This is a genomic window from Serratia sp. M24T3 (genome assembly GCF_000257645.1).
Taxonomy (GTDB): Bacteria; Pseudomonadota; Gammaproteobacteria; order Enterobacterales; family Enterobacteriaceae; genus Rouxiella.
This window is the reverse complement of sequence record NZ_AJHJ01000004.1, coordinates 141,189-167,282: the sequence shown is the minus strand read 5'-3', so window position 1 is coordinate 167,282 and position 26,094 is coordinate 141,189. Positions and strand designations below refer to the sequence as shown.

The window sequence follows — 26,094 nt, the reverse complement described above, 5'->3', positions numbered from 1 at the left end:
GCCTTCCACTTGGTTACCGAACCTTCATTATTCCGAAGGCTCGGTAACGCTTCAGGTTACTCAGCCAATTCATTTAGTTTTTGTTTTAAAGAAGACTCCATCTTTTTAAACTCCAAGGCATACTCATAAAAAATTTCCCCCGCCTTGGTTAAGCTAAAAGGGCGAGTTCTTATCAGCAGTTTTTCCCCCATGGTTTTCTCAAGTGAACTCACACGAATTGAGAGAGCAGATGTAGTGATGTTCAAAATCTTGGCTGCTTTATCAAAATTTCCATTATCGATGATGGCCAGAAACCCGTTAATACTTTTAGGTTCTAAAAACATGTTAACTCCTTGTTAGCTTTTTAGGATTGAGATCATTTATCACGACTCTACCTTGTTTAATTGTATGTAATACGACATAGAGGGATCATAAAAAGACATGTTATCTCCATAACCTAGAGCTTGATAAAGCCCATTACAGGCAAACCTATGCCACTAAGGTTAAATTCAACAATGCAGTAACATGAATTAATCTCTCTTTTGCGCGAGAAATGAAAATTGCCATAAATTTGGCTAAAACAATACCAAATTTCGCTTAAAATTCTTAAAACGAGTATTTATAAGAGAGAAAAAAGCTACTAGTTAAATAACATTTAACAACTGGGTAGGATAATGATATTCAAGCAATAACATCATCGACTTCACAGTTAAAGGTGCATTTTACTTGTAGGCATAACAAAAAATCCTGAGCGGAAAGATTCTCACTCAGGCTGAATTTCAGATAACCCTGTGCTTGCATAAAAAATGCTTGTAGACGTTACAGGTAATGGTAATTAAATATATCAATGAATAAATTATAGGTTATTTAAAAAAACCAAATAATTAGCCAGAGATTTTTTTAATCTTTTCTTTCAGGCTGTTTTCAAGCTCTCTTAACTTCAATGCATGTTTATAAAAAACCTCTCCCAAAGCAGTAAGAATAAATGGCCGCTTACGAATTAATAGCTTTTTACCAATCTCACGTTCTAACGAGCTTACTCTTATCGATAACGCTGAGGTGGTGATCCCCAGCGTCTTGGCGGCTTTTTCAAAATTACCATTCTCGATAATAGCGAGAAATCCGTTTATTCCTTTCGGCTCAAATAACATAGTTCGTCCTTTAATAAATAACTCCTGGGGGAAATACCTTTAACACTTTCCAGTAATAATAAAATCACTGGATCAGCAAATGACTAGCAAGAGCTATTCAATACGAGTGTTATAAGATAATTAAAATATATAAAACATTCTTCATTTAAATCAGGTGAATAATTCAATTAATCTTCCTGACTTGTCAGATATAATACAACATCAAAGATTAATATTTAATTTGAAGATAGTAAAATCAGTTTATTTGCGAGCCAGCTCACGCCTTTTTAACCCTTTAATACGTAAGAGACGGTAACAACCGCATAAAATCGTTGCGCCAAATAGACAACAAGTCTACTGTGGATAAAATTTCCATAAAAAATCGGAAAATCTATGAACCTTCAAGACGATTCACTGCAAAAACTGGCTGACGCTATTATGCGTGCCCATCAGACCCTGCGCCCTCAAGTGGCCGTGACAGCACTGACCCAAAGCGCCGCGCTGTCTGCTCAGACCGGTTGTGAAATTTTTTTAAAATGTGAGCATCTACAGCATACCGGCTCTTTTAAATTTCGCGGTGCCAGCAACAAGGTCCTTACGCTCAGCGACGAGCAAAGAAAAAAAGGCGTGATTACGGCCTCTTCAGGTAATCACGGGCAGGCGCTGGCGTTGGCAGGATTACGCGCCGGAGTACCAGTTACCGTTTACACCACCACCAGCGCCTCTCCGACTAAGTTGGAAGCCATCAAAGCCTTTGGTGCCAACGTTATTTCGTTGGAAACCGATCCGCTCAGCGTTGAGCTAGAGGCTGCAAAGCAGGCGAAACTGCAAAATAAGCTATTTATTTCCCCCTATAACGATGCCGATATTATTGCTGGTCAGGGCACCATCGGGGCTGAACTTTTTGAGCAGCTTCCAGACGTCGATGCGGTTTTCGTGGCAGTTGGCGGTGGCGGATTGATTTCCGGGGTTGGTGCCGCTCTGGCGTATTTAAAACCGGGCGTCGAGATTATTGGCTGCTGGCCGGCCAATGCGCCGACGATGCAGCGATCGCTGGAGGCGGGTGAAATAATCGAGATGGAAGAAGAAGATACGCTTTCCGACGGCACCGCAGGCGGCATTGAACCGGGCAGCATCACCTTCCCGCTATGCCAGAAAGTCATCGACAGAACGGTATTGGTTAGCGAACAAGAGATCCGCGAGGCCATGAAAGCCGTGGCTAGAGCTGAACGCTGGATTATTGAAGGCGCAGCAGGCGTCGCGTTGGCCGGTGCTATCAAGTTGGCGGCAGACTATCAGCACAAAAAGGTCGCGGTAATTCTTTGCGGGCGCAATATCCTGCTCGAGAAGTTTATCGAGGCGATGCAATGAAGATATACGACCAAATGCAAATCGTGGGCGCGATAGATATGAAGATCGCCGCACAGCGCATTACCGACGGCTTTATTGCCTATTCACAAGGGCGAGTACAGGTGCCGCCGGTACAGAATTTTTTCTTCGATCAGGCCAACGGAGATTGCTGTATAAAATCGGCGTGGGTTGCAGGCAGTGACTCATTTACGGTGAAAATCTCTACTGGTTTTTATGATAATCCGGCCAGGGGCTTGCCCAGCAATGACGGCCTGATGCTGGTGATTTCTGCGCTCACTGGCCAGCCGCTGGTATTATTGCAGGACGAAGGCTGGCTGACGTGTATTCGCACCGCGCTGGCAGGCCAAATAGCGGCCAAAGCGTTGGCTCCGTCCTTAGTGACCGGAATTGGCATTGTCGGCACTGGCGTACAGGCTCGCATGCAGCTAGAGCAGCTGCAATCCCTTACTTCTTGCCGTCGCGTGACCGTGTGGGGCCGCAATTTGGCAGCCCTCGATGCCTATCGCGATTTTGCCACCTCATTGGGGTTTGAGGTCACCACCACACAGGACTGCCAGCAGGTCGCGCAAAACGCCAACCTGATTGTCACCACCACGCCCTCTCGTGAGGCACTCCTGCAAAGCGAATGGATCAAGCCCGGCACTCATATCACCGCCGTGGGTGCCGACGGCGGTGGCAAGCAGGAACTCGACGCTAAACTGGTCGCTCGTGCCGAGGTTATCGTTGTCGATTCAGTCAAACAGTGCAGCGAATACGGCGAGATTTCTCATGCTCTAAATCAGGGATTGATCAAGGCAGAACAGTTGGTGGAATTAGGGTTGTTACTGGCAGGCCGCGCTAAAGGACGAGAAAATGATCGGCAAATCACCATCGCAGATTTAACCGGTGTCGCAGTGCAGGACGCACAGATTTCGGCCTACGCCATGCAGGCCTGCGCAGAAGCTTTACCTGGCCTCTAACTGGTTGATTCTTCTCGCAGTGCCTTGACATATTTATAGACCGTGGCCCTGCCCATCGACAGCACGCTGGCCACATAGTCGTAGGCGCTGCGGCCATCAAAAGCACGCTCTTGATACAGCGCCTCAACCAGCTGGCGCTTGTCTTCGCGGCGCAGACTGTTTAGCGCGAGATTATTTTTATTCAACCAGGCGTGCAGGAAAGTATTGATCCGTTCCTGCCAGTCGTCGCGAAACAGCGCTTCCGGCTGCGGCATAATTCGGCTTGCCTGGAAAAACAGATTCAACGCGTCGCGCGCCTGCTCCAGCACCGTATAATTCAGATTGATGCACAGCGCCATTACCGCGCGCCCCTGAGCATCGCGCAGCACGCTGGTGATTGAACGCAGGCGTTGCCCGTCCCAATTGAGCTTTTCGTAAGGACCGATACTTTGTGTCGCGAGGGAGTCGCCGGGCAATTCGTCGAGAGCAGAATCGTCGCCAATCTTGCGTTTGGAAAGGTTGTTGGCGATATGCACCACTTGCTGGGTTTTAAGGTCATGCAAGACGACCTCGGCATGCGGGAAAAGAAGCGTCGCAATACTGTCAGCGATTATTTGATAATTCGTTGGCTGAAACGCGTTGGCACTGCTCATGGTTATTCCCGGTTTTGTCTCGTCCGGTTGATAATACAGTATTAAACTGATGGTCAACATCCCCCGCCGAAATGCGGGGGAATAAAGTTTCCAGCTTTAGAAAGCAAAACACGAACAGCCGAGCGCGCCCCAGAAGGCATTATTATCCGACACCGGCACGTCGGAACGTCGTGAGATATCATGCTGGTGAACGTGAACACCGCACGGGCCGCTGCACTGATGCACCTGCTGCTGCGCCCCCACGCGGGTCGCTGCCTCTGGTGGAGCCGAGCGATAATGGCCCGGCACCTTGACCACTGGCGACCAGTCGGGCAATACCGGAATCGACGGTGGCGCCAGCGGTGAAAATCCTCCGGCCGCGTAAACGATGTTGCCATCTACTACCGTCAACACCGATTCAATCCCCTTAATCTCTTCTTCGCGCACGCTGAAATAATCTTTCGACAGGATGACCAGATCCGCCAGTTGCCCAATTTTGATCTGCCCTTTTTTGCCCTGCTCGGTTGAGAACCAGGCGCTGCCCTGAGTCCAGAGCATCAACGCCGTTTCGCGATCCAGCCGAGCGCTATCATCGTACATTGCCATGCCGCCCACAGTTCGGCCAGACACCAGCCAGTACAGCGCGGTCCAAGGGTTATAGCTAGCGACACGCGTAGCATCGGTGCCTAATCCGACCGGCAGCTCGGCGGCCAGCATTTTCGCCACCGGAGGCGTGTGTCTGGTCGCCTCGATGCCGTAGCGATCGGCAAAATATTCGCCCTGAAACGCCATGCGATGCTGTACCGCGATGCCGCCACCTAATGCCTTCACGCGCTCGATATTGGCCTCGGTAATAGTTTCTGCGTGGTCAAAAAACCAGTGCAGGCCATTGAACGGAATGTCTTTATTGACCTTTTCGAACACGTCGAGCATGCGGCTAATCGATTCGTTATAAGTAGCGTGCAGGCGAAACGGCCAGCGCTGCTCCACGAGATGACGGACCACGCGCTCCAACTCGTCTTCCATGCCCGGCGCCAAATCGGGGCGCGGCTCAAGAAAATCCTCAAAATCCGCGGCGGAAAATACCAGCATCTCGCCAGCCCCGTTGTGGCGATAAAAATCCGTACCTTGTCCCGGTTTGAGCATATCGGTCCAGCGTTCAAAATCCTCAACCTCATGGCCGGGACGCTGAGTAAACAGGTTGTAGGCAATGCGCAGTGTCAGCTGTTTTTTCTCATGCAGCTCCGAAATCACCTGGTAATCTTCAGGATAATTTTGGAAACCGCCGCCTGCGTCAATCGCACTGGTCAGCCCCAAGCGGTTAAGCTCGCGCATAAACTGACGGGTGGAATTAACCTGTTGCTCCAACGGCAACTTTGGCCCTTTAGCCAGCGTGGCATAAAGGATCATCGCATTTGGGCGGGCAATCAGCATACCGGTAGGATTGCCGTTGCTGTCGCGCTGAATTTCACCGCCCGGAGGATTTGGCGTATCGCGGGTATAGCCCACGACTTTAAGCGCCGCGCGGTTTAACAAGGCGCGATCGTAAAGATGGAGAATAAATACCGGCGTATCGGGAGCGGCGGCGTTAATTTCATCGAGCGTTGGCATGCGGCGCTCGGCAAACTGAAATTCGGTCCAACCGCCCACCACGCGAACCCACTGTGGAGACGGCGTTCTCAGCGCCTGCTCTTTCAGCATACGCAACGCATCGGCCAACGACGGCACCCCTTCCCAGCGCAGTTCGAGGTTGTAATTCAGACCGCCGCGAATTAAATGCAGGTGTGAGTCGTTGAGGCCAGGAATTCCAGTGTGTCCTTTTAAATCAACGGTTTTGGTTTCCGGCCCGGCAAAGCGCATCACTTCTGCCGCACGGCCTACCGCCAAAAATTTGCCGTCTTTGATCGCCACGGCGTCTGCCAGAGGATTTTCTCGATCAACCGTATGAAACTTGCCGTTGGTAAAAATAAGCGAAGCATTATTATTCATCGTCTATCTCCAAACCCTGTCACCCTTTCGGGATCAGCCAATTTTTCAGTATTCGCGTGACCTGCGGCATCCAGAAGAACACCACCAGCGCCACAACACTGGCATCGTTCAACAGATGCCCCCATAGCGTTCCTTTGGCGATCGGTAAAACCATTCCCCAAAACCACGGAACAAAATTTGTCGAGGGGAAAATCACCCCCAGCGTGACCAGATACTGTTTCCACTTGGCCGGCGAGCGACCCTTTTTCACCTCCGGCGTAAACCAGAAGGCAGCACCGGGACGGATCTCGAGACGATCGCCGCGATCCTCACGATTGCCGTGATCCAGAAGTCCGCTAGCCTTCTCCACCAATGCCTTGCGCTGCGGGGAATTAATCCAGGCGTAGAGACTGTCCAGGCTGTCGAATCTCACCAGAATGGTATACGACGTTTCCCCTGTATTTGGACGAATAACATTAACGCCAAGATGGCCGCTAAAACTTGCTGCCACCGGCATGACTTCATCAAGCCAGGCCTCGTATGCCTGAGTTTTACCGGACAAAAGGTTATGGGTGATGACCAGCGTGACGTGATTTTTTTGTGCTGAATAGTCCACGTTATCTTCCCTCGGAGACGGGTTATCGGCCTTAAAGCTGTTGTTGAAACAATAGGCAAATCCTCGGGTTACTGATAGCTTAAAGTTTTTGAGATGTTGTTGAATATTTTTGGGGAACCGCAAATGAAATTAAGCCTTGAAGCCCTGCTAATACTGGACGCGCTGGAACGCCATGGCTCGTTTGCGGCGGCGGCGGCCACTCTGTTTAAAACGCCATCCGCCCTGAGCTATACGATTCAAAAAATGGAAAGCGATTTAAACATTAAACTGCTCGACCGCTCCGGGCATCGCGCCACTTTTACCAGCACCGGAAAACTGATGCTGGATAAAGGTCGAGTTTTGCTTCAGGCAGTGAGCGAGTTGGAACAAGAGGCGCAATACGTCGAAAGTGGCTGGGAAAGTAATCTGACGCTGGCGCTCGATGCTTCCGTTCCGCTGTCCATTTTGAATCCATTAATTGAACTGTTTTACGAGCAGCATCAGCATACTCAGCTGCATTTCACCCACGAAGTACTGGCTGGAACCTGGGAGGCGCTGTTGTATCATCGCGCCGACATTATTATTGGCGCGGTGCGCGAACCGGTGACTCGCGGCGGCATCGGCTGTACTCCGCTGGGCTGGCTGGAATACGCCTTCGCCATCTCGCCCGGGCACCCTCTCGCAGAGGTCCCGGAGCCGCTGGAAAGAGAGAAAATACGCCAGTATCGCGCCGTGGTGATACAAGATTCTTCAAAGCATAGCACTGGCGCAGACTTGCGTATTTTAGACCGCCAAAAACTATTAACGGTGGCGGATTTTAACGGCAAGCTCAACGCGCAGCTCGCAGGACTTGGCTGCGGTTACCTTCCTCGTTATATGGCCGAACCCTATCTACAATCCGGCGAATTGGTTGAGAAAGTACTGGATGCCGAATGTTATCAGGACATGGCTTATCTGGCGTGGAATGAGAATGCCAGCGGCAACGCGGCAAAATGGTGGATCGAACACCTGAAAAATTTCGCCGGTTTCGCTAAAATTTACTCCACTCGCTGACGAATTCCCGATACCGTCACAGGCCTGAAATAGAAACGTCATTGTTATGTCCTAAGGTAAAATTAATTAAACCGGAGGACATTCTATGTTCAGCATGGACAACGTACTTCAGGATCTGGCACCGAGACGTAAAACCCCTTCCTGGCAGCTCAATCTGTTGAAACAGCTGTTCCGCGAGAAAGAATTTCAGCAGCTCGCCGACAACAACCGCCACTTAAAAGGCGTTGATATGGTCGAGCAGATCCTCGACTACTTTCAAATCCGTTGTGAACTCTCCGATCGCTGCCTCGAACAAATCCCCAGCTATGGCCCAGTGGTAATTGTCGCCAACCATCCTATTGGCACCCTTGAAGGGCTGGCCCTGCTCAGCGCTGTCGCCTCGGTTCGCTCAGACGTAAAAGTGATGGCTAACCGCCTGCTTTCGCAGATTGAATCGCTGAGCAGCCTGATGATCCCGGTCGATAATATGAGTCACCGTACCGCGCGCGCTCAGGTTTCAATGATGCAGGAACACCTTGAAAATCAGGGCGTATTGATTATTTTCCCTGCCGGAGAGGTGTCTCGCATTACCTCCAAGGGCGTGCGCGACGGTCGCTGGCATACCGGCTTTATCAAACTGGCGGCCAGAACCCGCGCCGCCATTGTGCCGGTGCATATTAGCGGTAACAACAGCGCGTTGTTTTATCTTAGCTCGATGATTTACAAACCAATTTCGTCTCTGCTGCTGGTGCATGAGATGTTCGGCCATCGCGGCAGCACCTTAAAATTGCAGATTGGCGCGCGTATTCCCTACGACAGCTGGCATGACGGCCACTCGCGGGCAAAGGATCTGGCGGCGCGTTTCCGTAAACATGTTTATCGTCTCGGGCAGGGTAAAAGCGGGCTGTTTCGCACCGAATCGGCGATTGCTCGCGCGGAAGATCGCGCCGTGCTCAAGCATGCGCTGGAAGCCACCGAGCTGCTCGGCCAAACCCCCGACGGCAAACAGATTTACCTTTATCGCCGCAACGGAGAGGATTACGTGCCGATCCTGCGCGAACTTGGCAGGCTGCGTGAAATCGCCTTCCGCGCCGTGGCCGAGGGCAGCGGCCGCAGACGTGATTTGGACAGCTACGACGACGACTATTATCACCTGGTGCTTTGGGATCCACAGGCGCTGGAAATTATCGGCGCTTATCGCTTTATTCCCACCGCCGAACAGCTTGAGAAAAATAATATCAGCGGGATCTACAGCCAAAGTCTGTTCAATTATGGTCACCAGATGGACCCCATCCTTGAACAGGGGATCGAGCTTGGTCGCAGCTTTATTCAACCCGCGTACTGGGGTAAACGCGGTCTGGATTATCTGTGGTTGGGCATCGGAGCCTATCTGGCGAAATATCCGCAGTATCGTTATCTCTTCGGGCCGGTATCGATTTCCGGTGGTTTGCCGCTCGCGGCGCGCGATCTGCTGATTGCCTTTTATCGTTTGTATTTCGGCCCGACTCTGCCATTGGCAACCTCTCGGCGCCCCTATCCTGCCTCATTGCCCGAAGTACTGGCCCAGTTCAGTGGCGATAATTACGCACAGGACCTGCAACGTCTCAAACACCTGTTAGCGAATTTTGGATGCAGTATTCCACCACTTTATAAGCAGTATTCTGAACTTTGTGAAACTGGTGGCGTACAGTTTATCGATTTTGGCTGTGACCCGGCGTTCAATAACTGTATTGACGGGCTGGTGCTGGTTGATTTGTCGATGCTGAAACCGGCAAAATTCGAGAGATATATAGGTATTCACCAAAGCAGCATTCAGAAAAACGCGGTCCTGGAAGCTGCCGAGCCGCAAAACGCAACAAGGTGAAAATAAATGCGGCCAGGGTCAATGAATTCCCGGCCGCAAATTGACAGGATCGTTAACACAACTACACGAAAGAATCACATTTTACCGCTAAGATATCGGTTATGCTGAACTGGCATGGGCTTCCCGTGCGCTGTCACCCTGTGTCTTCACTGGAATTTTAATGAAACTGACTATCTTGATGTTAAGTCTGCTGTTACTTACCGGGTGCGGCTCCGGAGCAGCGGAATCCCTGTTCAGGATTATCCCGACCAGCAACAATGTGTGCCCGCACGGGCAAGACGCCATCACCAGCCAGTGCAACAACTAAACTCCAGAAATCGCTTGATAAGCTTTTTCAGGCGGATCAGTTAAACGGAGCTTCCTGAGCCAACACTTTGTCGATGATTTTCAATACTCCTTCTTCATTATTCGACACGGTGGCATAGTTCGCAGCCGCTTTGGCTACGGGCATGCCGTTAGCCATCGCAAAACCAAATCCGGCCTGTTTGAGCATTTCTACATCATTGCCGCCGTCGCCGAAAGTCACAACCTGGGCATCCTCAATGTTCCAGATTTTTTGCAGCATCCGTAATCCGTTAGCTTTGTGACGGCCAGGAATAATCAGGTCCGCAGAGCCGTGCCCGCTGGATACTGGCGTGATGATATGACCCAGCGCTTTATCAAGGGAGGTCATAAAATTCTGCAAATGGTCGTCATCAATATTGGTGGCGAATTTAAAGATTTTGTCGTCGATTTCCTGATAACTGTCGATTTTTTTCAGACGATGGTAGTAATTTTTCATCTTCTGATAAAAAGCATCCGGCTGCGACGACAGGATATAGGCGCTGTGTTGGCCGCACACCACGGTATTGAGGCCCGGCGTCGCGGCAATAAATTGCAAAATTTTCGCTATTGAATCCGCACTCAGCTCCGCAACTGAAAAATCCTCGCCCTCATTAACGACATAGGCACCGTTTTCAGCAACAAACGCAATCTCGGCGGCAATTTCAAGGAAGAAAGATTTCAACTGATAGTACTGATTACCGCTGGCAACCACGAACTTGATCCCCTGCTCTTTCAACTGCTGATACTGGGCAAGAAATTTCGTTTTATTGTACTTTTTTTGATCATCAAGAAATGTACCGTCCATATCCACGGCAATGAGTTTTACTGCGTTGGTTTTATCTGACATAGGTCCCTCTCGTGACGTTCAAAATGTAACCATCATCATAAAAGCTATCTGTTAAAGATTAAAGAAAAAGACCAGCACCGCGAGGTTACTGGCCTTCTTTATCCTTAATACTAGCCTTAAAAATCCTTATCTTCCGGAGCGTAATCCTTAAAAGCCGTAACGGATCGCATCTTTGCTTTGCTGCATCAGGCCATCGATTTTATTTGAGTACAGTTCCAGCCCGTTGCCGTCACCCGCCTGCGAGCATTCGCGTCGTTTGGCATTGTAGGCTTTCATCAGCTGTGCCTGAGCGAATCCGGGCTTGCCGTAGCACGCCATGCTTTTTTCCCAACAGACGATAGCCGTGTCGATATCCTGCTGTTCCGCATAGCCTTTGCCTAACTCGTTCAAAGCTTTGGCGCAGTCGGCCGGGGCCAGGTTTTTTGCCAGAATGGCGTCGATTTCAGTTGTCATATCAGCCTCCGCTGAACCTAGTGGAAGAAGTTAAGGATGTGACCAAATACCAGCCCGACACTAATCACGTCCGAGTCGCTGAAGGTCACGTTGGATAAACCAAATTTACCGAGTAGCGGCAGCAACAGTGCAGGCAACAGAGTAATAAACAGGCCATGGAAAATGCCGCCAATTATCGCGCCACGACGGCCGCCGACGGCATTACCGAATATCCCGGCAGTGCCACCGGCAAAGAAATTGGTCAGCATGCCTGGTAAAATCATTGCCAACCCAATGGTTGGGAACAGGAACATGCCAATAATCGAGCCGATGGTGGTAGAGATAAAGCCGATGATTACCGCGTTTGGGGCGTAAGGGAACAACACCGGGCAATCAAGAGCCGGAATAGCGTTTGGCACGATGCGCAGCGCAATCCCACGGAACGCCGGCACGATTTCTGCCAGTAACAGTCGCACGCCGGCCAACAGCACATAAACCCCGACCACAAACTGGATCGATTGCAGGAAGGCATAAACCAAATAGTTAACGCTGTTGGCGTAAGGGGCAATCACCTCAGGACCTGCCACGGCGGCAGGGATCAGATAAATAGGGATCATCACCACCATCATCGACAGATAGGTATCCTGCAAGAATGACAGCGCCTGTGGCAATTCGAGATCTTCGGTACTTTTACTGACATCGCCGGTTATTTTCGCCACACCGGCCTGAATGATATAGCCGATGGTACAGAAATGGCCGAGCGCAAAGTCGTCCGAGCCAGTAATTTTGCGCACAATCGGCTGTGCCAGAACCGGCATACCCACCGCCATCACCCCGGCAATCACTCCACCAGTCAGGATAAGCTCTGTGCCGCGCAGGCCGCCCATGTAACCAATGACCGAGCAGACAGTTGCCATCCACAATGAGGCCTGTCCTGTGAGGAATATATACTTAAAGCGCGTGAAGCGGGCAATCAGGATATTAACAATAAATGCCAGCACCATGATTAATGCAGTTTCGCGTCCTAATGTTTGCTGTGCAATACCCGCAATTGACCCGACATCGGTGACGATGCCGCGCATGTGGAAGCCTTTCTGGAATATCTCACCAAGGAAGGTTAACGTCGCCACAATAATGCTGGCACCGGACAGTAAGACCAGAAAACCCAGCAAAGTTTTTAAAGTACCAGTAATTATCTGGCCCGGACTTTTTCTAAGAGCAATCAGCCCGATCATAGCAATCAGGGATATTAAAATTGACGCCTGGCCGAGTACGTCGTTTACAATAAAATGAAGGAAAGACATATTAAGTCCCCTGTAGAGTTCACGTTGATCGAGCTATTGGGTAAGATGTATTTATAACTTTATTTTTATCAATCTATTTTATATTTAGTATTAGTACGCCATTAGACCCATTTCTTGCAGTACTGGCGTGAGCTTTTCTTTAATCTCGTTTTTATCGACCAGACGCTTCAAGTAAATAACGGTCGCACTGATATTGTAGTGAGCAAACTGTGAACGGAAATTTTCGCCGGTAAAAATAATATCGGCACGGGTTGATGTAGCGCTGGAAATATCACAGTGAGACAGCTCGGCGTCGATGCCCAGATCTTTCAATGCGGCTTCAATGCTCATTTCGCAGGCGAAGCTGCTGCCAAGACCTGCGCCACACACTGCCAAAATAGATAACTTTTTCATAGGTGTTCCTTAGGTGATCGTTAATTGATAAGACACACTTCGGATACCCCTTTGCTCACCTAATATAGATGCATCGCAGGGGCTTACACTTCATCGAACTGATATTAAGAGATTTTAGTATTCTCGAATGGCCTGCAATACCTCCTGCCTGCTCTGGCAACCTCTTAATTTTTCTACGACTTCATCGTCGCAAAAAAGATTGGAGAGGCTGGCGATCATTTCGATATGTGAATTACTGTCGATAGCCGCTAGCGCGAAAATAATATAAACCGGATCGTTATCTTCACTATGAAACTCTACGCCATCAGGAACGATAACCAGAGATAATGCTGTACGATTCACGCCCTCTTCTGGTCTGGCATGCGGCATGGCAATGCCTTCTCCCAGAACATAATAAGGACCTATTTCACGGTGCATATCATAAATAGCTTGAAGATAACGGGGTTCTACCGCGCCATTATCAATCAGCGGCTGTACAGCCAGAGCAACGGCACTTTGCCAGCCATCTGTATGTTCAACGATGCTAATATTACTTTCATTAATCCAGTCGGTTAACATATTGCCTCTTCAAGATCTCTTTATAAAAGATCATTCCATTAAAATAAAAATTGGCTTTTCTCAGTATCATATTAATTTTAAATGAAAACTGTGATCTACCCTTTCCTATTTATCAACGATGCAAAAATAATAATAATGACTTTCTTAACTAATAAATGACACAGGCGTTCGACAATTGCCAAATTTAATTTAAGGCAACCATTTCAAAATTAACGCAAGAACTACGCTAAAACACAGTTAATTAATATCAGACTGCCATCAAGCTATTTCATCACATCTTCAGCCCAAAGTTTAATGGCATTAATATCTACCGGGATTTCCTGATCGGAATAATATACCGGACCTAATTCCATCGGCTGCGCTTTTTTCGCCAGCACTTTTAATTCAGGAATATATTCCGCGCCTAAATGGCCGGGAAGACGTTCTCCCAATCTGGCTTCGTAACGTGCTGCTGCGGTTGCCGGTGAAACCTGACACCATATTTCCAGCACCTGCGTAATACCCGCCTGAGTCAGATATTCTGTCAACACCTCTTTTGGCTGAAAACCAAACCAGGCATCAACAATAAAAGTACTACCTTGCGGCGCATCGGCGATAATAGACCAAATCACCTGATAGCTGGCCTGTCCCAGTTTACGATTAAAAGCGCGATCGACGCCTTCAAGCCGTTGCAAAAACGGGTTTTTAATACCATCCAGCGACAGCTGTAACCAACCGGTTTTAGCAGAGAGTTCAACGGCGAGGCTGCTTTTACCAGAAGCAGGTATCCCGTTGACCAGAATGACCCGTTTTCCCGGTTTGGCCAGCGTTTCGTCGTTAAAAACGTCTCTGTTATCAGACATGTTCCACCTGTTCGGTTGATGCGTTTTTACCCTTGTGGGCGGCTTTATAATATTTCTGAATCACGGCTTGCAGCTCTTTCAAACGAGGAACCGCCACTGTTTCCAGCTTGTTCCTGGTAATATCGTGATCCAGAGAGATACAGTCTTTCCACAGCGAGCGCCCGGCAATCACGCCAGATGCGCCAGTGCTCATTGCATCTTCCACCTGTTTCAGGAAAGTTGTGTGGTCAACACCTGCTGACAGTACCGCCCAAGGCACGTCTCCGGCAAGCTCGGTGATAGCTGCGCAAGCCTGTTTAGAACCCGGATAAGGCAGTTTCAGCACTTTAGAACCCGCATCGAGGCAGATTTTTGTCCCGCCATAAATCAGCTCCGGCACTTTGGCTTTATATTCTTCGTCGCTTTCGCTATCCAGTTTATAAGTCAGAAACTCCACCACCAGTAATAAATCTTCCTTGGCAAAATCCTCCACGCACTTATGCAAGATTTCAATATTATGGCGATTGGCTTCGGGCTTGTCTGAACGCAGGTAAACCATGATTTTGCCGCCGGTGGCACCCAGTTCACGCACGCGGCGCGCATCAACGTCTTTAGCCAGACGTGAAAGGCGATAACCTTCTGGAGAGTTATCCCACCCCGAGGCATCCAGCCCGATTAGCAACGCGGTATCACGGGCAATAATGCCATCATCAACCAGTTGTGGGACGGCGCAAATCGGGTCAACCAGAACGCACGAGGCTTTGCTGGCCAGATACTGCGTGATGTCGGCTTTGATCAGGCCGAGCTGTTTTTCGGAAATAGAAGCTTGCTGCTGAGGATCGCTGGCAAGCAGAGTGCGCATGCCACCACGTTGGTCGCAGGCGATAACCAGCATGGCACCATTTTGACCACAAATTTGCTGGTAGCCGCGTAATTCTGAAGTAGACAACTTTGACATGGAACTCTCCTTTGCGTGAAATTTATTACAGATTAAAAAATCTCGATTACACTGGACGCTCTGTCGTTTCCCTGAGGATTCAGAGAGGTCGAAAAACTTGAACAATGCCGGTTTTAAAGGGTTTAACGCCCTTGGTGAACATTGCTTTATCACGGCTATTGAGCAATAATTCCTCAACCAACGCTTTGAGTGTAATTCATTACTGAAAGGAATTTCAAGCTGAAAGAGCCAATTTTGCAAGATATTGCAGCAACGCGCACATTAATGCACATGGTGGCGAAGCTGCATTACGAGTCAGACATGTCGCAGGTCGAGATCGCCCGCAAGCTGGATGTCTCAACGGCGACCATTTCCCGTTTGCTTAACAAAGCGCGGGCGGCAGGCATAGTTCGTATAGAAGTCATAGGTTTAGCTTCTCCGGAAAACATGACTGCCGATCTGGTGCAGCGTCTGGGGTTGAAGCACGCCTACGTGGTTGATGCTCCGCCGAACAATGTTCTGGATTCTTTGCGTACTCCGCTGGCCTCGCTGCTTTCACAGGCAGGGCTGAGCGCCGGGTCAGTGCTGGGCATTGGCTGGGGACGTGCAGTGAGGGAAGTGACGTTGGCTGGGCTACCGCGTTTACCGGGTGTGTTGACCGTCGCGTTGAACGGCGGCATGCAGCAGGCTGCACCACATTTTCAGATTACCGAGTTTGTCCGTCGCGCGGCCGAACAAATGGAAGGCACGCCTTATTTTCTCCACGCGCCTTATATTTCATCCCCAGAGCTGCGCGAAGCTTTCTTGCGTGACCCAAGCGTGCAGGAAATTATTTCTCTTTGGGACAGGCTGGATGTGGCGATTGTCGGCATCGGCCTGACTCACGAGCCAAGACCTAGCGAAAGCAGCACCGCAACGCCGAGTGAGCAGGCGCTGAGCCACGCCAACGGCGACGTATTACGCCATTACATCACTGAGTCAGGCGAAATTCTGCATTGGCAAGGAGAAGAAAGCATGATTGCCGCCTCTGTTGAACAGCTGCTCCGCACGCCGCTGACCATCGGCGTGGCGGCAACGCCGGAGAAAGCGGCTGGAATTATTGGCGCGGTACGTTCGGGGATGATTAATTCTCTGGTCACTGATGTAAATACCGCACAGGCCATTCTTGACCGGTTGCCAATAAATTAAATTGCCGGTATCCATCGTAGTCTTGAAAGCTTGCTGGAATAATCAGTCTGATGCAGAACAATCTTTTAAAGCCTGGAATGACGAAGCAACAGCAATATAACTTTTACGACGATTAGGAATTTGCATAAGCAATTCGTCATTCCCCTTGAGAGCCTGGTGAGTATTTGATCGGCTCTCAACTATTCTCCAAATACCTTTACTAAATCCTGTGCACAGGCCCAGGCTGAGCTCCAGGCCCATTGGAAGTTATAGCCGCCGAGCCAGCCAGTGACGTCGACGACTTCGCCGATAAAGTACAATCCGGGCACGCCGTTGGCCGCCATGGTTTTCGACGATAGCGCGCGGGTGTCGACGCCGCCCATAGTGACTTCGGCGGTACGGTAGCCTTCGGTCCCGTTTGGCTGCACCTGCCAGTTCTGCAATTGCTCAATCAAAGCTGCCTGCTGTGGCAGATTAAGCTGCTTCAGTGTGACGTCAGGGATTTGATCCAGCGTTTGCAGACATTCCACCAGCCGTTTAGGCAAATGCAACGAAAGAGTATTTTTCAGGCTCTGATTAGGATGCTCCTGACGTTGTTGATTCAGGAAGTCCGCCAAATCTAGCGTAGGAAGTAAGTTAACGCTCACAAACTCGCCAGGTTGCCAGTAACTTGATAGCTGCAAAACGGCTGGCCCGGACAGCCCTCGATGGGTGAAGAGGATATTTTCACGGAATACTGTGCCGTCCTGCGCTGTCATTACAGCAGGCACCGAAACGCCGGAAAGCGTCTGCAGATGCTCTAGCAACGGCTTGTGCAGAGTAAATGGCACCAGACCGGCGCGAGTTGGCAGAACTTTAAGCCCGAATTGCTCAGCCAGTCGATAGCCAAAAGGTGAAGCCCCTAATCCCGGCATGGAAAGTCCACCGCTGGCTACAACAAGTGAGCGAGTGCTTACTTGTTGACCATTCACTGTCAGCGCAAAGCCGGACTCAACCTTGTCCACTGAGCTAATCTCACTACGCAGGCGAAAAGTCACCTTACCTTTCTGGCATTCCTGCTCAAGCAGGGCCACGATCTGTTGGGCCGAGTCGTCGCAAAATAGCTGGCCCAGCGTTTTTTCATGCCAGGCAATGCCGTAACGATTGACCAGATCAATGAAATCCCACTGGGTGTAACGCGCCAGTGCGGATTTACAGAAATGCGGATTTTCAGACAGGTAAGCCGCAGGTTCGGTATAGAGGTTAGTGAAATTACAACGACCGCCGCCGGACATCAGGATCTTGCGTCCCAGCTTTTTGCCATTATCCAGCAACAATACTTTGCAGCCACCCTGGCCCGCTTGTGCTGCGCAAAACATTCCTGCCGCACCGGCACCAATGACTACAACATCGTACTGTTCCACAAAAACCTCTCTGAATAGCGCATACGGGGTAAAAAAAATCTCTGGCAGTGGGCAAAAAGCGTTCAACTCAGCTTATTGCGCGGCAGATTGTAAGCTGTGACGCGTCGATAATCCAGAAGACCTAAGATTATTCTTGGCCTGTAAGAAAATATTTCTTGGTAAAAAATCCTTCTAAATCAACTGTTTTTTCACAAGCTCTTTGCATATCATTGATTCTGCGTCTAGGTTTAGTCAAAAAAATGTCATATTTTCCTTTTCCACCCCCCCTGTTCTCGCAGATAATGCGCGGCGTTCATGTCCACAAACTGGCGTAACAATTATGCTGCATTTATTCGCCGGGTTGGATTTCCATACCGGCCTGTTATTGATACTCGCGTTACTGTTTGTTCTGTTTTACGAAGCCATTAACGGCTTCCACGACACGGCCAACGCAGTGGCGACTGTAATTTATACGCGCGCCATGCGTTCTCAACTTGCCGTTTTGATGGCTGGCGCATTCAACTTCTTTGGCGTCATGCTTGGCGGCTTGAGCGTGGCTTATTCCATCGTTCACCTGCTGCCTACTGATTTGCTATTGAACGTGGGGTCCGCGCATGGTCTCGCCATGGTATTTTCAATGCTGTTGGCGGCGATTATCTGGAACCTTGGAACCTGGTATTTCGGCCTTCCGGCGTCCAGCTCTCACACGCTCATCGGAGCCATTATCGGCGTAGGTCTGACCAACGCGCTTTTGACTCACAGTTCAGTTATTGATGCCCTAAACATTCCTAAAATGATTAGCATTTTCCTGTCACTGATTATCTCGCCACTGGTGGGGATGATTATGGCCGGAAGCTTGATTTTCCTGCTCCGCCGCTACTGGAGTGGAAGCAAAAAGCGCAGGCGTATGCACCTGACTCCGGCTGAACGCGAGAAGAAAGACGGCAAGAAAAAGCCGCCATTCTGGACGCGCATCGGCTTAATCGTTTCTGCTATCGGGGTAAGTTTCTCCCACGGTGCGAACGATGGTCAGAAAGGCATTGGTCTGATTATGCTGGTTTTAATAGGCGTTGCACCCGCTGGATTCGTACTTAATATGAATGCCACCGGTTATGACATCACTCGTACTCGTGATGCCGTGACGCACCTGCAACAGTATTATCAGCAACACAACAAGGCTTTGCCGGAAGTCGTGGCGTTGACACCTTTGGTGCCTGCTCCAGCTGCCACCAGCGACCATGCTACCGTTGAGTTCCATTGCAACGACAGCCTGGCGATGGAAGCGATTACTCGCTCTCAGGCGATGATGACTAACCTGCAAAGTTACGCTGACCTGGCGCCAGAACAGCGTAGCCAGATGCGTCGTATGCTGATGTGTATTGCCGACACTGCCGACAAGACCGCCAAGCTGAGCGATACCAGCCCAGCAGATAAGCATTTCCTCAACGACTTACACGGCGACCTGCTGGAAACCGTTGAATATGCGCCTATCTGGATTATCGTTGCCGTAGCGCTGGCGCTGGCGCTGGGAACCATGATTGGCTGGAAACGCGTTGCGACCACCATCGGTGAGAAGATTGGTAAAAAAGGAATGACCTATGGGCAGGGTTTATCTGCTCAGGTGACTGCTGCGGTGTCGATTGGTGTCGCTAGCTATACCGGAATGCCTGTTTCTACCACCCACGTTCTGTCTTCTGCGGTCGCAGGAACCATGATCGTAGATGGCGGTGGCGTGCAGAGCAAAACTATCAAGAATATCGCGCTGGCGTGGTTACTCACTCTGCCGGTATCAATCTTGTTATCCGGTGGGCTTTACTGGCTGGCACTTAAACTGATCTAAATAAAAGTTTTACGCGGCCATCAGTGTTGTCGCAAGGCGGCAAGAGTGTAAACAAAGCAGTAAAAAAGGCGGTGCATGAGAATGCGCCGCCTTATTTTTTTCCATTTAATCAATTTGGTATGTCTCTCAAAAAATCCCGCCTGAAATTAGTACCAAATTAGCATTGCCAGCATGCTGATCAGAATTAATCCGCATAATCCCGTGGTGAGTACAAACTGACCTCGTACCCTTTCACAGCGACGGATAAATTCGGGGTCGTGGTGATCAACATAGCGCTGAGCGTAAATATAACGCACCAGGCGTATTTGCTTGCTCGGCTGTCCGTGTGCTGTAAAGAATCCTCCGCCGTCGACATATTGATAAAGCAGCGGATCGCATCCGCGTAATACCACCAGCAATGCACGCAGAGAAGAGTAGTAACGCAGCATATTCACAACACATACCACACATAAAGCCCAAAATAGCGCAATGGGACTGATCATGGTTCCCCCTTAAGGCGGCATCAAACTCAGCGAAACCAGGCTGAGTGCTTTCCGCCGTAACTCTCTGCTTTTTGCTTGATACCCAGGGCAATTGTTTGCCCGCCCCCCAGACCCTTTCCGGGCTAGCCACCTCAGCGTTTGCATCACTTGCGTGAAGAGACGAAATATTGCACTCCCGCTTATTATTGAGTGTAGGAAATGAAATAAAAATCGGGGAGCAAAAAAATCATTTTTCTCAATGAAATTCTCTGCAAACAATGTGATTTAAAACATTATGCTGATTAATGAAGACATTCTGATCGTGTTTTTAGCGCTATACTTGAGGTATGCAAGGTTTTCAGCCTGTTGTTATGATTACAATAGTTTATGTGATGATTACTTTATGCGGCAGTGTCAGGATGGCACACACATAATCCGAACAAACGTTTAATGACTTATGGAAGGAGTTTCTTATGGCTTATAAACATATTCTTATTGCGGTAGACCTTTCCCCAGAGAGTAAAGTGCTGGTAGAGAAAGCAGTCTCCCTCGCACGTCCATACAATGCCAAAGTGTCTCTTATCCACGTCGATGTTAATTATTCAGACCTTTATACCGGGCTGATCGACGTAAACCTCGGTGATATGCAAAAACGCATTTCCGAAGAGACTCACAATGCGTTAAGCGAGCTATCAAGTAATGCAGGTTATCCGATCGCCGAAACGTTAAGCGGCAGTGGTGATTTAGCACAGGTACTGGTGGACGCCATTAAGCAATACGACGTCGACTTAGTGCTGTGTGGTCATCATCAGGATTTCTGGAGCAAACTTATGTCATCGGCGCGCCAGCTAATTAATACCGTTCATATCGATATGCTAATTGTTCCGCTGCGCGATCCTGAAGAAGCGGCAGAATAAAAGCATCGGTCTCAAACGAGGCGGGATACTATTTATCCGCCTCGTATCAGCTTATTACATCATAAAATGATTTAGCTCAAATTTCGACTCATTAAATTTACCTTAACTTAAAACCCGCTATACAAACCTATAAATTTGACTTATAGCTAGTGAATCCTTTGTGAGCAAATGGAATTTGTTAGCCTATGGAAACGCACATACTTCATAAGAATCATCCCCATCCCTTACCACGCCATTACAACATTGAAACTACCGCCCAACTTTGCGGAGTACTACCCGTCACACTCAGAACCTGGCAACGCTATGGGCTAATAAAACCCTATCATGATGAACAGGGAGCTCGCTGGTATAGCGAAGGCGATCTCACCAGACTGCATGCGATCGTAAGAAAGATCAGTGCCGGAACCCCGATCGCCAAGATCCGCCATCAGCTGAGCCTACCGGTTTCACAAGGTGCATTTTCGGAAACCGTTTTACGCCAAAACAGCAGCTGGCATGCACTTCAGGCAGAAATTTTACACTGCCTCGGTGAAGGGGAATGGTTTAAGCTGCGGCGTCTTATCTGGCGTTTTGGCCGCGAATATCCGCTGGGTTGTCTGGTAAATCAGGTTTTGCGCCCGATCCGCGCATTTCTTTCCACCCGCAAGCAAATGCTGCTGTTGCAGCAAAGAGGCATGCTGGACAGCATTATCGTGGAGTACGCGACCTTCATCATGCGCACTTTACGTAAAAAAGCGCGCGCGCAGGTTTTACTCCTGCCGATGCAAATCGACGATCCGCTTGAATTGTGGCTGGAATCGTTACGGCTTTCCGGTGAAGGCTTGAATGTCGAGATTGTGCGCTGTGAAATCATTGAACCGAATTTGTCGGCTTTTGGAATGGAGCATTACCTGATTTGGTCAGATACCCCGCTGACATCGCGCCAGCAGGAAATATTTGATTCATGGCTGACACAGGGCCAGCCCGTCATGTTATTGGGTAAAGCAGCAAGGCTTAAAGCGGCGTATAGATATCAAAACGGTGGCTTTTAGTGGTGACAGCAGCCTGCGCGGGAATATCAGCCATTGGCGGCGCGTAGTCTGGCCGTTTAACCACAATGCGTTTGGTTGCCAGTCGACGGGCGGGTTCGAGCAGCCCGTCAGCATCTTCATCAGCCCCTACCAACCCTTGAAACACTCGCATTTCCTTCTTCACCAGCGCACTTTTCTGCCGGTGAGGATACATCGGGTCCAGATAAACTACCTGCGGGCGCGGTGAAATCTCGCTGAGCGCGGTAAGACTTGAGCCGTGCAGCAGTGTCATACGCTCCTGTAACCAGGGGCCGATTTCCGCATCGCGATAACCTCGTGCCAAACCATCGTCAAGCAAAGCCGCAACCACCGGATTACGTTCAATCATTCTTACCCGACAGCCCAGCGCGGCCAGCACAAAAGCATCGCGCCCCAGTCCTGCCGTGGCATCGACTACATCCGGCAAATAACTGCCCTTGATACCGACCGCCTTTGCCACCGCTTCACCGCGGCCGCCGCCAAAACGACGACGATGGCCCATGGTGCCGCCAACAAAATCGACGAATATCGCGCCCAGCCTGGGTTCATCGCGCTTACGCAATTCGAGTCTTTCCGGCGTCAATACCAGAGCCATCAGGGCATCGGGATTTGAAACCAGCTTCCAGCGCTCGGCCAGAATAGATAAGGCGCCTGCATCGGCGCCTTCTTCACATGCTAAAAACACACTCACGGGAGTTTGTTATCCTTCGAGGCTCTGCTCTTTAATATCATAATGACGAAGCATAGCATCCAGCTGTGGTTCACGACCACGGAAGCGTTTAAACAACTCCATCGGTTCTTCAGAACCGCCGCGAGTCAAAATGTTATCCAGGAACGATTGGCCGGTTTCGCGATTGAAAATACCTTCCTCTTCAAAGCGTGAATAGGCGTCCGCAGACAATACTTCGGCCCACAGATAACTGTAATAACCTGCCGCATAACCACCAGCAAAGATGTGGCTAAAGGCGTGTGGGAAGCGGCCCCAGCTTGGAGACGGCACCACGGCAACCTGTTTTTTGATCTCGGCGAGAGTCTCGAGAATACGAGCGCCTTTGGCGGGATCGTATTCGGCGTGCATACGGAAATCAAACAGGCCAAACTCCAACTGACGCAGAATAAACAGCGCCGCCTGATAGTTTTTAGCCGCCAGCATTTTCTCGAGCATCTCTTGCGGCAGAGGCTCGCCCGTCTCAAAGTGACCGGAAATAAACGCCAGCGCGTCTGGCTCCCAGCACCAGTTTTCCATAAATTGACTTGGCAGCTCAACCGCATCCCAAGGCACACCGCTGATCCCGGCAACACCCGAGGTTTCGACTTTGGTCAGCATATGATGCAGGCCGTGGCCAAACTCATGGAACAGCGTGGTGACTTCATTATGAGTAAACAGCGCCGGATTGTTGCCAACCGGGCGAGTAAAGTTACAGGTCAGGTACGCCACCGGATGTTGCAGTTTACCGTCGGTGCGACGCAGGCTGCCGATGTAGTCATTCATCCACGCCCCGCCGCGCTTGTGTTCGCGGGCATAAAGGTCGAGATAGAAGCTGCCGCGCAGTTCGCCGCTGTCGTCAAACAGGTCGAAGAAACGCACGTCTTTATGCCAGGTATCAACGTCTTTACGCTCTTTGGCGGTGATGCCATAGATGCGTTTGACGACTTCAAACAGGCCAGACAAGGCACGGTTTTCAGGGAAGTAAGGGCGCAGCTGCTCGTCGTTGATTGAGAACAGATGCTGTTTCTGTTTTTCCGCGTAGAAAGGCAGATCCCAAGCGTTCATCTCATCAACGCCGTAGTTTTCTTTGGCAAAGGCGCGTAGCTGGGCCAGCTCTTGCTCGCCCTGTGGACGGGCACGCTTGGCTAAATCATTCAGGAAACCAATAACCTGCTGCGGATTTTCCGCCATTTTGGTAGCCAGTGACATATCTGCGTAAGAATCAAAGCCCAGCAGCTGTGCCAACTCATGACGCAGCGCCAGCTCTTCAGCCATCACTTCACTGTTGTCCCATTTACCGGCATTTGGGCCCTGATCCGATGCGCGGGTGCCGTAGGCGCGATACATTTCTTCACGCAGTGCGGCGTTGTCGGCATAGGTCATCACCGGCAAATAGCTCGGTGCATCCAGCGTCAGCAACCAGCCTTCCTGTTCTTTCGCTTCGGCCAGCGCTTTGGCAGCAGCCAGCGCGCTTTCCGGTAAACCGCTCAGCTCTTCGACATCAGTGATCAGCTTGCTCCAGCCCATGGTGGCATCAAGCACGTTGTTGCTATAAGTCGAACCTAATTCAGAAAGACGAGAGGTGATCTCACCGTAACGTTTCTGTTTTTCGGCGCTCAGGCCAATGCCTGATAACTCAAAATCACGCAGCGCGTTATCCACCGCTTTTTTCTGTTCCAGGGTCAGGCCGGCAAAGTGTTCACCCTCTTTCAGGTCACGATAGGCTTGATAAAGCCCCTCGTTTTGACCTGCCCAGGTCGCGAACTCAGACAGCATTGGCAGGCATTGCTCATAGGCTGCACGCAACTCAGGACTATTTTTTACAGAATTCAAATGGCCAATTGGTGACCAGATACGGCTAAATTTGTCTTCGCTTTCAGCAATCGGCTGGCAAAGCGTTTCATAAGTATAAGGACCTGATTTTGCGACTACTTCATCAATGGTAGCGCGACACTTATCAATCGCGGCCTTAACGGCAGGAACGATGTGTTCCGGCTGAATTGCAGAAAATGGCGGTAAATCGAACTGTTCCAAGAGCGGATTTTTAGCTAACGAATCGTTTTGCGAAGATTGGGTCATAGGGCAGTCCTGGTTATCCTTAAGGGTCTGTAGCGGGCGGTACTTATTTCGACACGGCCGCAACAGATTAGAAATCGGTAAATATCTTCATTAGGGCTTAAAACTAACATGAGGACAAAGCGGCCGAAAATCAAGGGTGGCCGGACTGAAGCCACTCCGCAACCGCTCTCAAGTAATGCCTGTAACTTTTTATCCTCTAAACAGTTTATACTGTCACTCATGATGTGCCTGATTTTGCCGCCTCCGGCGTGAAAATCGTTATGGCGACCTCCAGGCATGGCATCCTTGCACAGTATAAACTTTCGGTAACCTACTGATTTTACTGTCACTATAAATTATTCGGAAAACGTAAAAACATTATGTTGAGTTACCGCCACAGTTTTCATGCAGGCAACCATGCCGACGTTCTAAAACATACCGTTCAGAGCCTGATCATCGAGTCTTTGAAAGAAAAAGAAAAACCGTTTCTGTATCTCGATACCCACGCGGGTGCGGGTCGCTATCAGTTGAGCGGTGAACATGCCGAACGTACCGGTGAATATCTCGAAGGTATCGCCCGTATCTGGCAGCGTGAAGACCAGCCTGAAGAGCTTGCTCCTTATATGTCTGCGGTGAATCATTTCAACCGCAACGAGAACCTGCGCTATTACCCTGGCTCGCCGCTGATTGCCCGCCAGTTGCTGCGTGAAGAAGACAAACTGCATCTGACCGAGCTGCACCCTAGCGATTTCCCGCTGCTGCGCAATGAGTTTCAAAAAGACGATCGCGCCCGCGTGCTGCGTGGCGATGGTTATCAGCAACTGAAAGCCCAGCTTCCACCTCAGTCTCGCCGTGGCCTGATCCTGATGGATCCGCCGTATGAGCTGAAAACCGATTATCAGGACGTGGTAAAGGGTGTTCAGGAAGGTTATAAGCGTTTTGCGACAGGGACTTATGCAATCTGGTACCCCGTAGTTATGCGCCAGCAGATCAAACGAATGCTGCGCGATTTAGAAGCCACCGGCATCCGTCGTATCCTGCAAATTGAACTGGGTGTGCGCCCGGACAGCGATCAGCGCGGCATGACCGCCTCAGGCATGATCGTGATTAACCCACCGTGGAAACTTGAGCAGCAGATGAAAAACGTGCTGCCTTGGCTGCTTGAAGCGCTGGTGCCAAACGGCAACGGCCATCATCTGGTAAAATGGGTCGTTCCAGAGTAAAACTTCGCTGCAAAGCCGGGGACTCTCTTCGGCTTTCATTCACTTAAGCTATTACAATCATAGCTGCAAACTTTGCGACAAAGCCGATTCTGGCGTTAAACTCTATGCCATTAGATTTTGCAGAATTTGGGAAGCCTGCTTTTCCCTGTCCTCTTATCATTCA

The 26,094-nt window shown here is 49.9% G+C and carries 26 protein-coding genes; 10 read left to right on the top strand and 16 right to left on the bottom strand.

All coding sequences use genetic code 11. The annotated features are described in order from the left end of the window. Positions 1 to 56: 56 nt before the first annotated feature. Complete coding sequence (locus tag SPM24T3_RS05330; RefSeq protein WP_009635688.1) at positions 57 to 323, bottom strand: LysR family transcriptional regulator; 267 nt, start codon at positions 321 to 323, stop codon at positions 57 to 59. A gap of 540 nt (positions 324 to 863) precedes the next feature. After that, a complete protein-coding gene (locus tag SPM24T3_RS05325; protein ID WP_009635687.1) occupies positions 864 to 1,130 on the bottom strand; it encodes a LysR family transcriptional regulator in 267 nt (88 codons plus the stop codon). A 372-nt stretch (positions 1,131 to 1,502) separates the two neighbouring features. On the opposite strand from SPM24T3_RS05325, the gene SPM24T3_RS05320 reads away from it, so the two are divergent. Both SPM24T3_RS05320 and SPM24T3_RS05315 read left to right on the top strand, forming a co-directional pair. Then, positions 1,503 to 2,480, top strand: coding sequence for a threonine/serine dehydratase (locus SPM24T3_RS05320; RefSeq protein ID WP_009635686.1), 978 nt, complete (start codon positions 1,503 to 1,505; stop codon positions 2,478 to 2,480). Then, a complete protein-coding gene (locus SPM24T3_RS05315) occupies positions 2,477 to 3,439 on the top strand; it encodes an ornithine cyclodeaminase family protein (RefSeq protein ID WP_009635685.1) in 963 nt (320 codons plus the stop codon). The genes SPM24T3_RS05320 and SPM24T3_RS05315 overlap by 4 nt, the downstream gene beginning before the upstream one ends. On the opposite strand, the gene SPM24T3_RS05310 is transcribed toward SPM24T3_RS05315, so the two are convergent. The 3 genes from SPM24T3_RS05310 to SPM24T3_RS05300 form a co-directional block, all read right to left on the bottom strand. Further along, positions 3,436 to 4,071: a transcriptional regulator gene (locus tag SPM24T3_RS05310; RefSeq protein ID WP_009635684.1), complete on the bottom strand. Its 636-nt coding sequence runs from the start codon at positions 4,069 to 4,071 to the stop codon at positions 3,436 to 3,438. The two genes, SPM24T3_RS05315 and SPM24T3_RS05310, sit on opposite strands and share 4 nt — an antisense overlap. Before the next feature lie 96 nt (positions 4,072 to 4,167). Continuing rightward, a complete protein-coding gene (locus SPM24T3_RS05305; RefSeq protein ID WP_009635683.1) occupies positions 4,168 to 6,039 on the bottom strand; it encodes an amidohydrolase in 1,872 nt (623 codons plus the stop codon). A gap of 19 nt (positions 6,040 to 6,058) precedes the next feature. Further along, on the bottom strand, positions 6,059 to 6,634 hold the full coding sequence (locus tag SPM24T3_RS05300; protein ID WP_009635682.1) for an antibiotic biosynthesis monooxygenase: 576 nt from the start codon (positions 6,632 to 6,634) through the stop codon (positions 6,059 to 6,061). Between the two features lie 123 nt (positions 6,635 to 6,757). On the opposite strand from SPM24T3_RS05300, the gene SPM24T3_RS05295 reads away from it, so the two are divergent. The 3 genes from SPM24T3_RS05295 to SPM24T3_RS25410 all read left to right on the top strand — a co-directional run bounded on the left by SPM24T3_RS05295 (position 6,758) and on the right by SPM24T3_RS25410 (position 9,816). Further along, a complete protein-coding gene (locus SPM24T3_RS05295) occupies positions 6,758 to 7,666 on the top strand; it encodes a LysR family transcriptional regulator (RefSeq protein ID WP_009635681.1) in 909 nt (302 codons plus the stop codon). An 85-nt stretch (positions 7,667 to 7,751) separates the two neighbouring features. Continuing rightward, on the top strand, positions 7,752 to 9,509 hold the full coding sequence (locus SPM24T3_RS05290) for a lysophospholipid acyltransferase family protein (RefSeq protein ID WP_009635680.1): 1,758 nt from the start codon (positions 7,752 to 7,754) through the stop codon (positions 9,507 to 9,509). Between the two features lie 160 nt (positions 9,510 to 9,669). Continuing rightward, positions 9,670 to 9,816, top strand: coding sequence for a hypothetical protein (locus SPM24T3_RS25410; protein ID WP_157135249.1), 147 nt, complete (start codon positions 9,670 to 9,672; stop codon positions 9,814 to 9,816). 36 nt (positions 9,817 to 9,852) lie between these two features. Here the strand turns inward: SPM24T3_RS25410 and SPM24T3_RS05285 are convergent, their stop codons facing one another. The 7 genes from SPM24T3_RS05285 to SPM24T3_RS05255 all read right to left on the bottom strand — a co-directional run bounded on the left by SPM24T3_RS05285 (position 9,853) and on the right by SPM24T3_RS05255 (position 15,146). Further along, positions 9,853 to 10,680 (bottom strand): Cof-type HAD-IIB family hydrolase, encoded by an 828-nt coding sequence (locus tag SPM24T3_RS05285; protein ID WP_009635679.1) that lies wholly within the window; start codon positions 10,678 to 10,680, stop codon positions 9,853 to 9,855. Between the two features lie 147 nt (positions 10,681 to 10,827). Next, positions 10,828 to 11,133 carry a hypothetical protein gene (locus SPM24T3_RS05280; protein WP_009635678.1) on the bottom strand — a complete coding sequence of 102 codons (306 nt, stop codon included), beginning with the start codon at positions 11,131 to 11,133 and terminating at the stop codon, positions 10,828 to 10,830. Between the two features lie 17 nt (positions 11,134 to 11,150). Further along, positions 11,151 to 12,416, bottom strand: a complete 1,266-nt coding sequence (locus SPM24T3_RS05275) for a PTS sugar transporter subunit IIC (RefSeq protein WP_009635677.1) — start codon at positions 12,414 to 12,416, stop codon at positions 11,151 to 11,153. Between the two features lie 90 nt (positions 12,417 to 12,506). Continuing rightward, a complete protein-coding gene (locus SPM24T3_RS05270) occupies positions 12,507 to 12,809 on the bottom strand; it encodes a PTS sugar transporter subunit IIB (protein WP_009635676.1) in 303 nt (100 codons plus the stop codon). Positions 12,810 to 12,923: 114 nt separating this feature from the next. After that, positions 12,924 to 13,367, bottom strand: coding sequence for a PTS sugar transporter subunit IIA (locus tag SPM24T3_RS05265; protein WP_009635675.1), 444 nt, complete (start codon positions 13,365 to 13,367; stop codon positions 12,924 to 12,926). A gap of 263 nt (positions 13,368 to 13,630) precedes the next feature. Next, on the bottom strand, positions 13,631 to 14,209 hold the full coding sequence (locus tag SPM24T3_RS05260; protein ID WP_009635673.1) for an AAA family ATPase: 579 nt from the start codon (positions 14,207 to 14,209) through the stop codon (positions 13,631 to 13,633). Further along, the gene (locus SPM24T3_RS05255; RefSeq protein ID WP_009635672.1) at positions 14,202 to 15,146 is read right to left on the bottom strand and encodes a tagatose-bisphosphate aldolase; all 945 of its coding nucleotides are present in this window, start codon (positions 15,144 to 15,146) and stop codon (positions 14,202 to 14,204) included. Before SPM24T3_RS05255 ends, SPM24T3_RS05260 begins: the two co-directional genes overlap by 8 nt. A gap of 234 nt (positions 15,147 to 15,380) precedes the next feature. Here SPM24T3_RS05255 and SPM24T3_RS05250 point away from each other — a divergent pair, with 234 nt between their 5' ends. Then, the gene (locus SPM24T3_RS05250; protein WP_009635671.1) at positions 15,381 to 16,313 is read left to right on the top strand and encodes a sugar-binding transcriptional regulator; all 933 of its coding nucleotides are present in this window, start codon (positions 15,381 to 15,383) and stop codon (positions 16,311 to 16,313) included. 179 nt (positions 16,314 to 16,492) lie between these two features. On the opposite strand, the gene SPM24T3_RS05245 is transcribed toward SPM24T3_RS05250, so the two are convergent. Further along, on the bottom strand, positions 16,493 to 17,695 hold the full coding sequence (locus SPM24T3_RS05245; protein ID WP_009635670.1) for an NAD(P)/FAD-dependent oxidoreductase: 1,203 nt from the start codon (positions 17,693 to 17,695) through the stop codon (positions 16,493 to 16,495). Between the two features lie 319 nt (positions 17,696 to 18,014). On the opposite strand from SPM24T3_RS05245, the gene pitA reads away from it, so the two are divergent. After that, positions 18,015 to 19,514 carry an inorganic phosphate transporter PitA gene (pitA, locus tag SPM24T3_RS05240; RefSeq protein ID WP_009635669.1) on the top strand — a complete coding sequence of 500 codons (1,500 nt, stop codon included), beginning with the start codon at positions 18,015 to 18,017 and terminating at the stop codon, positions 19,512 to 19,514. A 146-nt stretch (positions 19,515 to 19,660) separates the two neighbouring features. Here the strand turns inward: pitA and uspB are convergent, their stop codons facing one another. Then, positions 19,661 to 19,996, bottom strand: coding sequence for a universal stress protein UspB (gene uspB / locus SPM24T3_RS05235; RefSeq protein ID WP_009635668.1), 336 nt, complete (start codon positions 19,994 to 19,996; stop codon positions 19,661 to 19,663). 452 nt (positions 19,997 to 20,448) lie between these two features. Between uspB and uspA the strand changes: the two genes are divergently transcribed. After that, positions 20,449 to 20,892 carry a universal stress protein UspA gene (gene uspA / locus SPM24T3_RS05230; protein ID WP_009635667.1) on the top strand — a complete coding sequence of 148 codons (444 nt, stop codon included), beginning with the start codon at positions 20,449 to 20,451 and terminating at the stop codon, positions 20,890 to 20,892. A 185-nt stretch (positions 20,893 to 21,077) separates the two neighbouring features. Next, positions 21,078 to 21,923, top strand: a complete 846-nt coding sequence (locus SPM24T3_RS05225) for a MerR family transcriptional regulator (protein ID WP_009635666.1) — start codon at positions 21,078 to 21,080, stop codon at positions 21,921 to 21,923. Here the strand turns inward: SPM24T3_RS05225 and rsmJ are convergent. Both rsmJ and prlC read right to left on the bottom strand, forming a co-directional pair. Further along, positions 21,886 to 22,632 (bottom strand): 16S rRNA (guanine(1516)-N(2))-methyltransferase RsmJ, encoded by a 747-nt coding sequence (rsmJ, locus tag SPM24T3_RS05220; RefSeq protein ID WP_009635665.1) that lies wholly within the window; start codon positions 22,630 to 22,632, stop codon positions 21,886 to 21,888. The genes SPM24T3_RS05225 and rsmJ overlap by 38 nt on opposite strands. Before the next feature lie 9 nt (positions 22,633 to 22,641). Beyond that, positions 22,642 to 24,729, bottom strand: a complete 2,088-nt coding sequence (prlC, locus tag SPM24T3_RS05215) for an oligopeptidase A (RefSeq protein ID WP_009635664.1) — start codon at positions 24,727 to 24,729, stop codon at positions 22,642 to 22,644. Positions 24,730 to 25,088: 359 nt separating this feature from the next. Between prlC and SPM24T3_RS05210 the strand changes: the two genes are divergently transcribed. Further along, on the top strand, positions 25,089 to 25,931 hold the full coding sequence (locus tag SPM24T3_RS05210; RefSeq protein WP_009635663.1) for a 23S rRNA (adenine(2030)-N(6))-methyltransferase RlmJ: 843 nt from the start codon (positions 25,089 to 25,091) through the stop codon (positions 25,929 to 25,931). Positions 25,932 to 26,094 lie beyond the last annotated feature (163 nt).

Coding starts and splice junctions, on each gene's coding strand:
- SPM24T3_RS05225 (WP_009635666.1), top strand. CDS start 21,078: ATGGAAACGCACATACTTCATAAGAATCATCCCCATCCCTTACCACGC.
- SPM24T3_RS05280 (WP_009635678.1), bottom strand. CDS start 11,133: ATGACAACTGAAATCGACGCCATTCTGGCAAAAAACCTGGCCCCGGCC.
- prlC (WP_009635664.1), bottom strand. CDS start 24,729: ATGACCCAATCTTCGCAAAACGATTCGTTAGCTAAAAATCCGCTCTTG.
- SPM24T3_RS05295 (WP_009635681.1), top strand. CDS start 6,758: ATGAAATTAAGCCTTGAAGCCCTGCTAATACTGGACGCGCTGGAACGC.
- uspA (WP_009635667.1), top strand. CDS start 20,449: ATGGCTTATAAACATATTCTTATTGCGGTAGACCTTTCCCCAGAGAGT.
- SPM24T3_RS05210 (WP_009635663.1), top strand. CDS start 25,089: ATGTTGAGTTACCGCCACAGTTTTCATGCAGGCAACCATGCCGACGTT.
- SPM24T3_RS05255 (WP_009635672.1), bottom strand. CDS start 15,146: ATGTCAAAGTTGTCTACTTCAGAATTACGCGGCTACCAGCAAATTTGT.
- SPM24T3_RS05330 (WP_009635688.1), bottom strand. CDS start 323: ATGTTTTTAGAACCTAAAAGTATTAACGGGTTTCTGGCCATCATCGAT.
- SPM24T3_RS05325 (WP_009635687.1), bottom strand. CDS start 1,130: ATGTTATTTGAGCCGAAAGGAATAAACGGATTTCTCGCTATTATCGAG.
- uspB (WP_009635668.1), bottom strand. CDS start 19,996: ATGATCAGTCCCATTGCGCTATTTTGGGCTTTATGTGTGGTATGTGTT.
- SPM24T3_RS05270 (WP_009635676.1), bottom strand. CDS start 12,809: ATGAAAAAGTTATCTATTTTGGCAGTGTGTGGCGCAGGTCTTGGCAGC.
- SPM24T3_RS05305 (WP_009635683.1), bottom strand. CDS start 6,039: ATGAATAATAATGCTTCGCTTATTTTTACCAACGGCAAGTTTCATACG.
- SPM24T3_RS05260 (WP_009635673.1), bottom strand. CDS start 14,209: ATGTCTGATAACAGAGACGTTTTTAACGACGAAACGCTGGCCAAACCG.
- SPM24T3_RS05315 (WP_009635685.1), top strand. CDS start 2,477: ATGAAGATATACGACCAAATGCAAATCGTGGGCGCGATAGATATGAAG.
- SPM24T3_RS05285 (WP_009635679.1), bottom strand. CDS start 10,680: ATGTCAGATAAAACCAACGCAGTAAAACTCATTGCCGTGGATATGGAC.
- SPM24T3_RS05275 (WP_009635677.1), bottom strand. CDS start 12,416: ATGTCTTTCCTTCATTTTATTGTAAACGACGTACTCGGCCAGGCGTCA.
- SPM24T3_RS05310 (WP_009635684.1), bottom strand. CDS start 4,071: ATGAGCAGTGCCAACGCGTTTCAGCCAACGAATTATCAAATAATCGCT.
- SPM24T3_RS25410 (WP_157135249.1), top strand. CDS start 9,670: ATGAAACTGACTATCTTGATGTTAAGTCTGCTGTTACTTACCGGGTGC.
- SPM24T3_RS05320 (WP_009635686.1), top strand. CDS start 1,503: ATGAACCTTCAAGACGATTCACTGCAAAAACTGGCTGACGCTATTATG.
- SPM24T3_RS05290 (WP_009635680.1), top strand. CDS start 7,752: ATGTTCAGCATGGACAACGTACTTCAGGATCTGGCACCGAGACGTAAA.
- SPM24T3_RS05265 (WP_009635675.1), bottom strand. CDS start 13,367: ATGTTAACCGACTGGATTAATGAAAGTAATATTAGCATCGTTGAACAT.
- pitA (WP_009635669.1), top strand. CDS start 18,015: ATGCTGCATTTATTCGCCGGGTTGGATTTCCATACCGGCCTGTTATTG.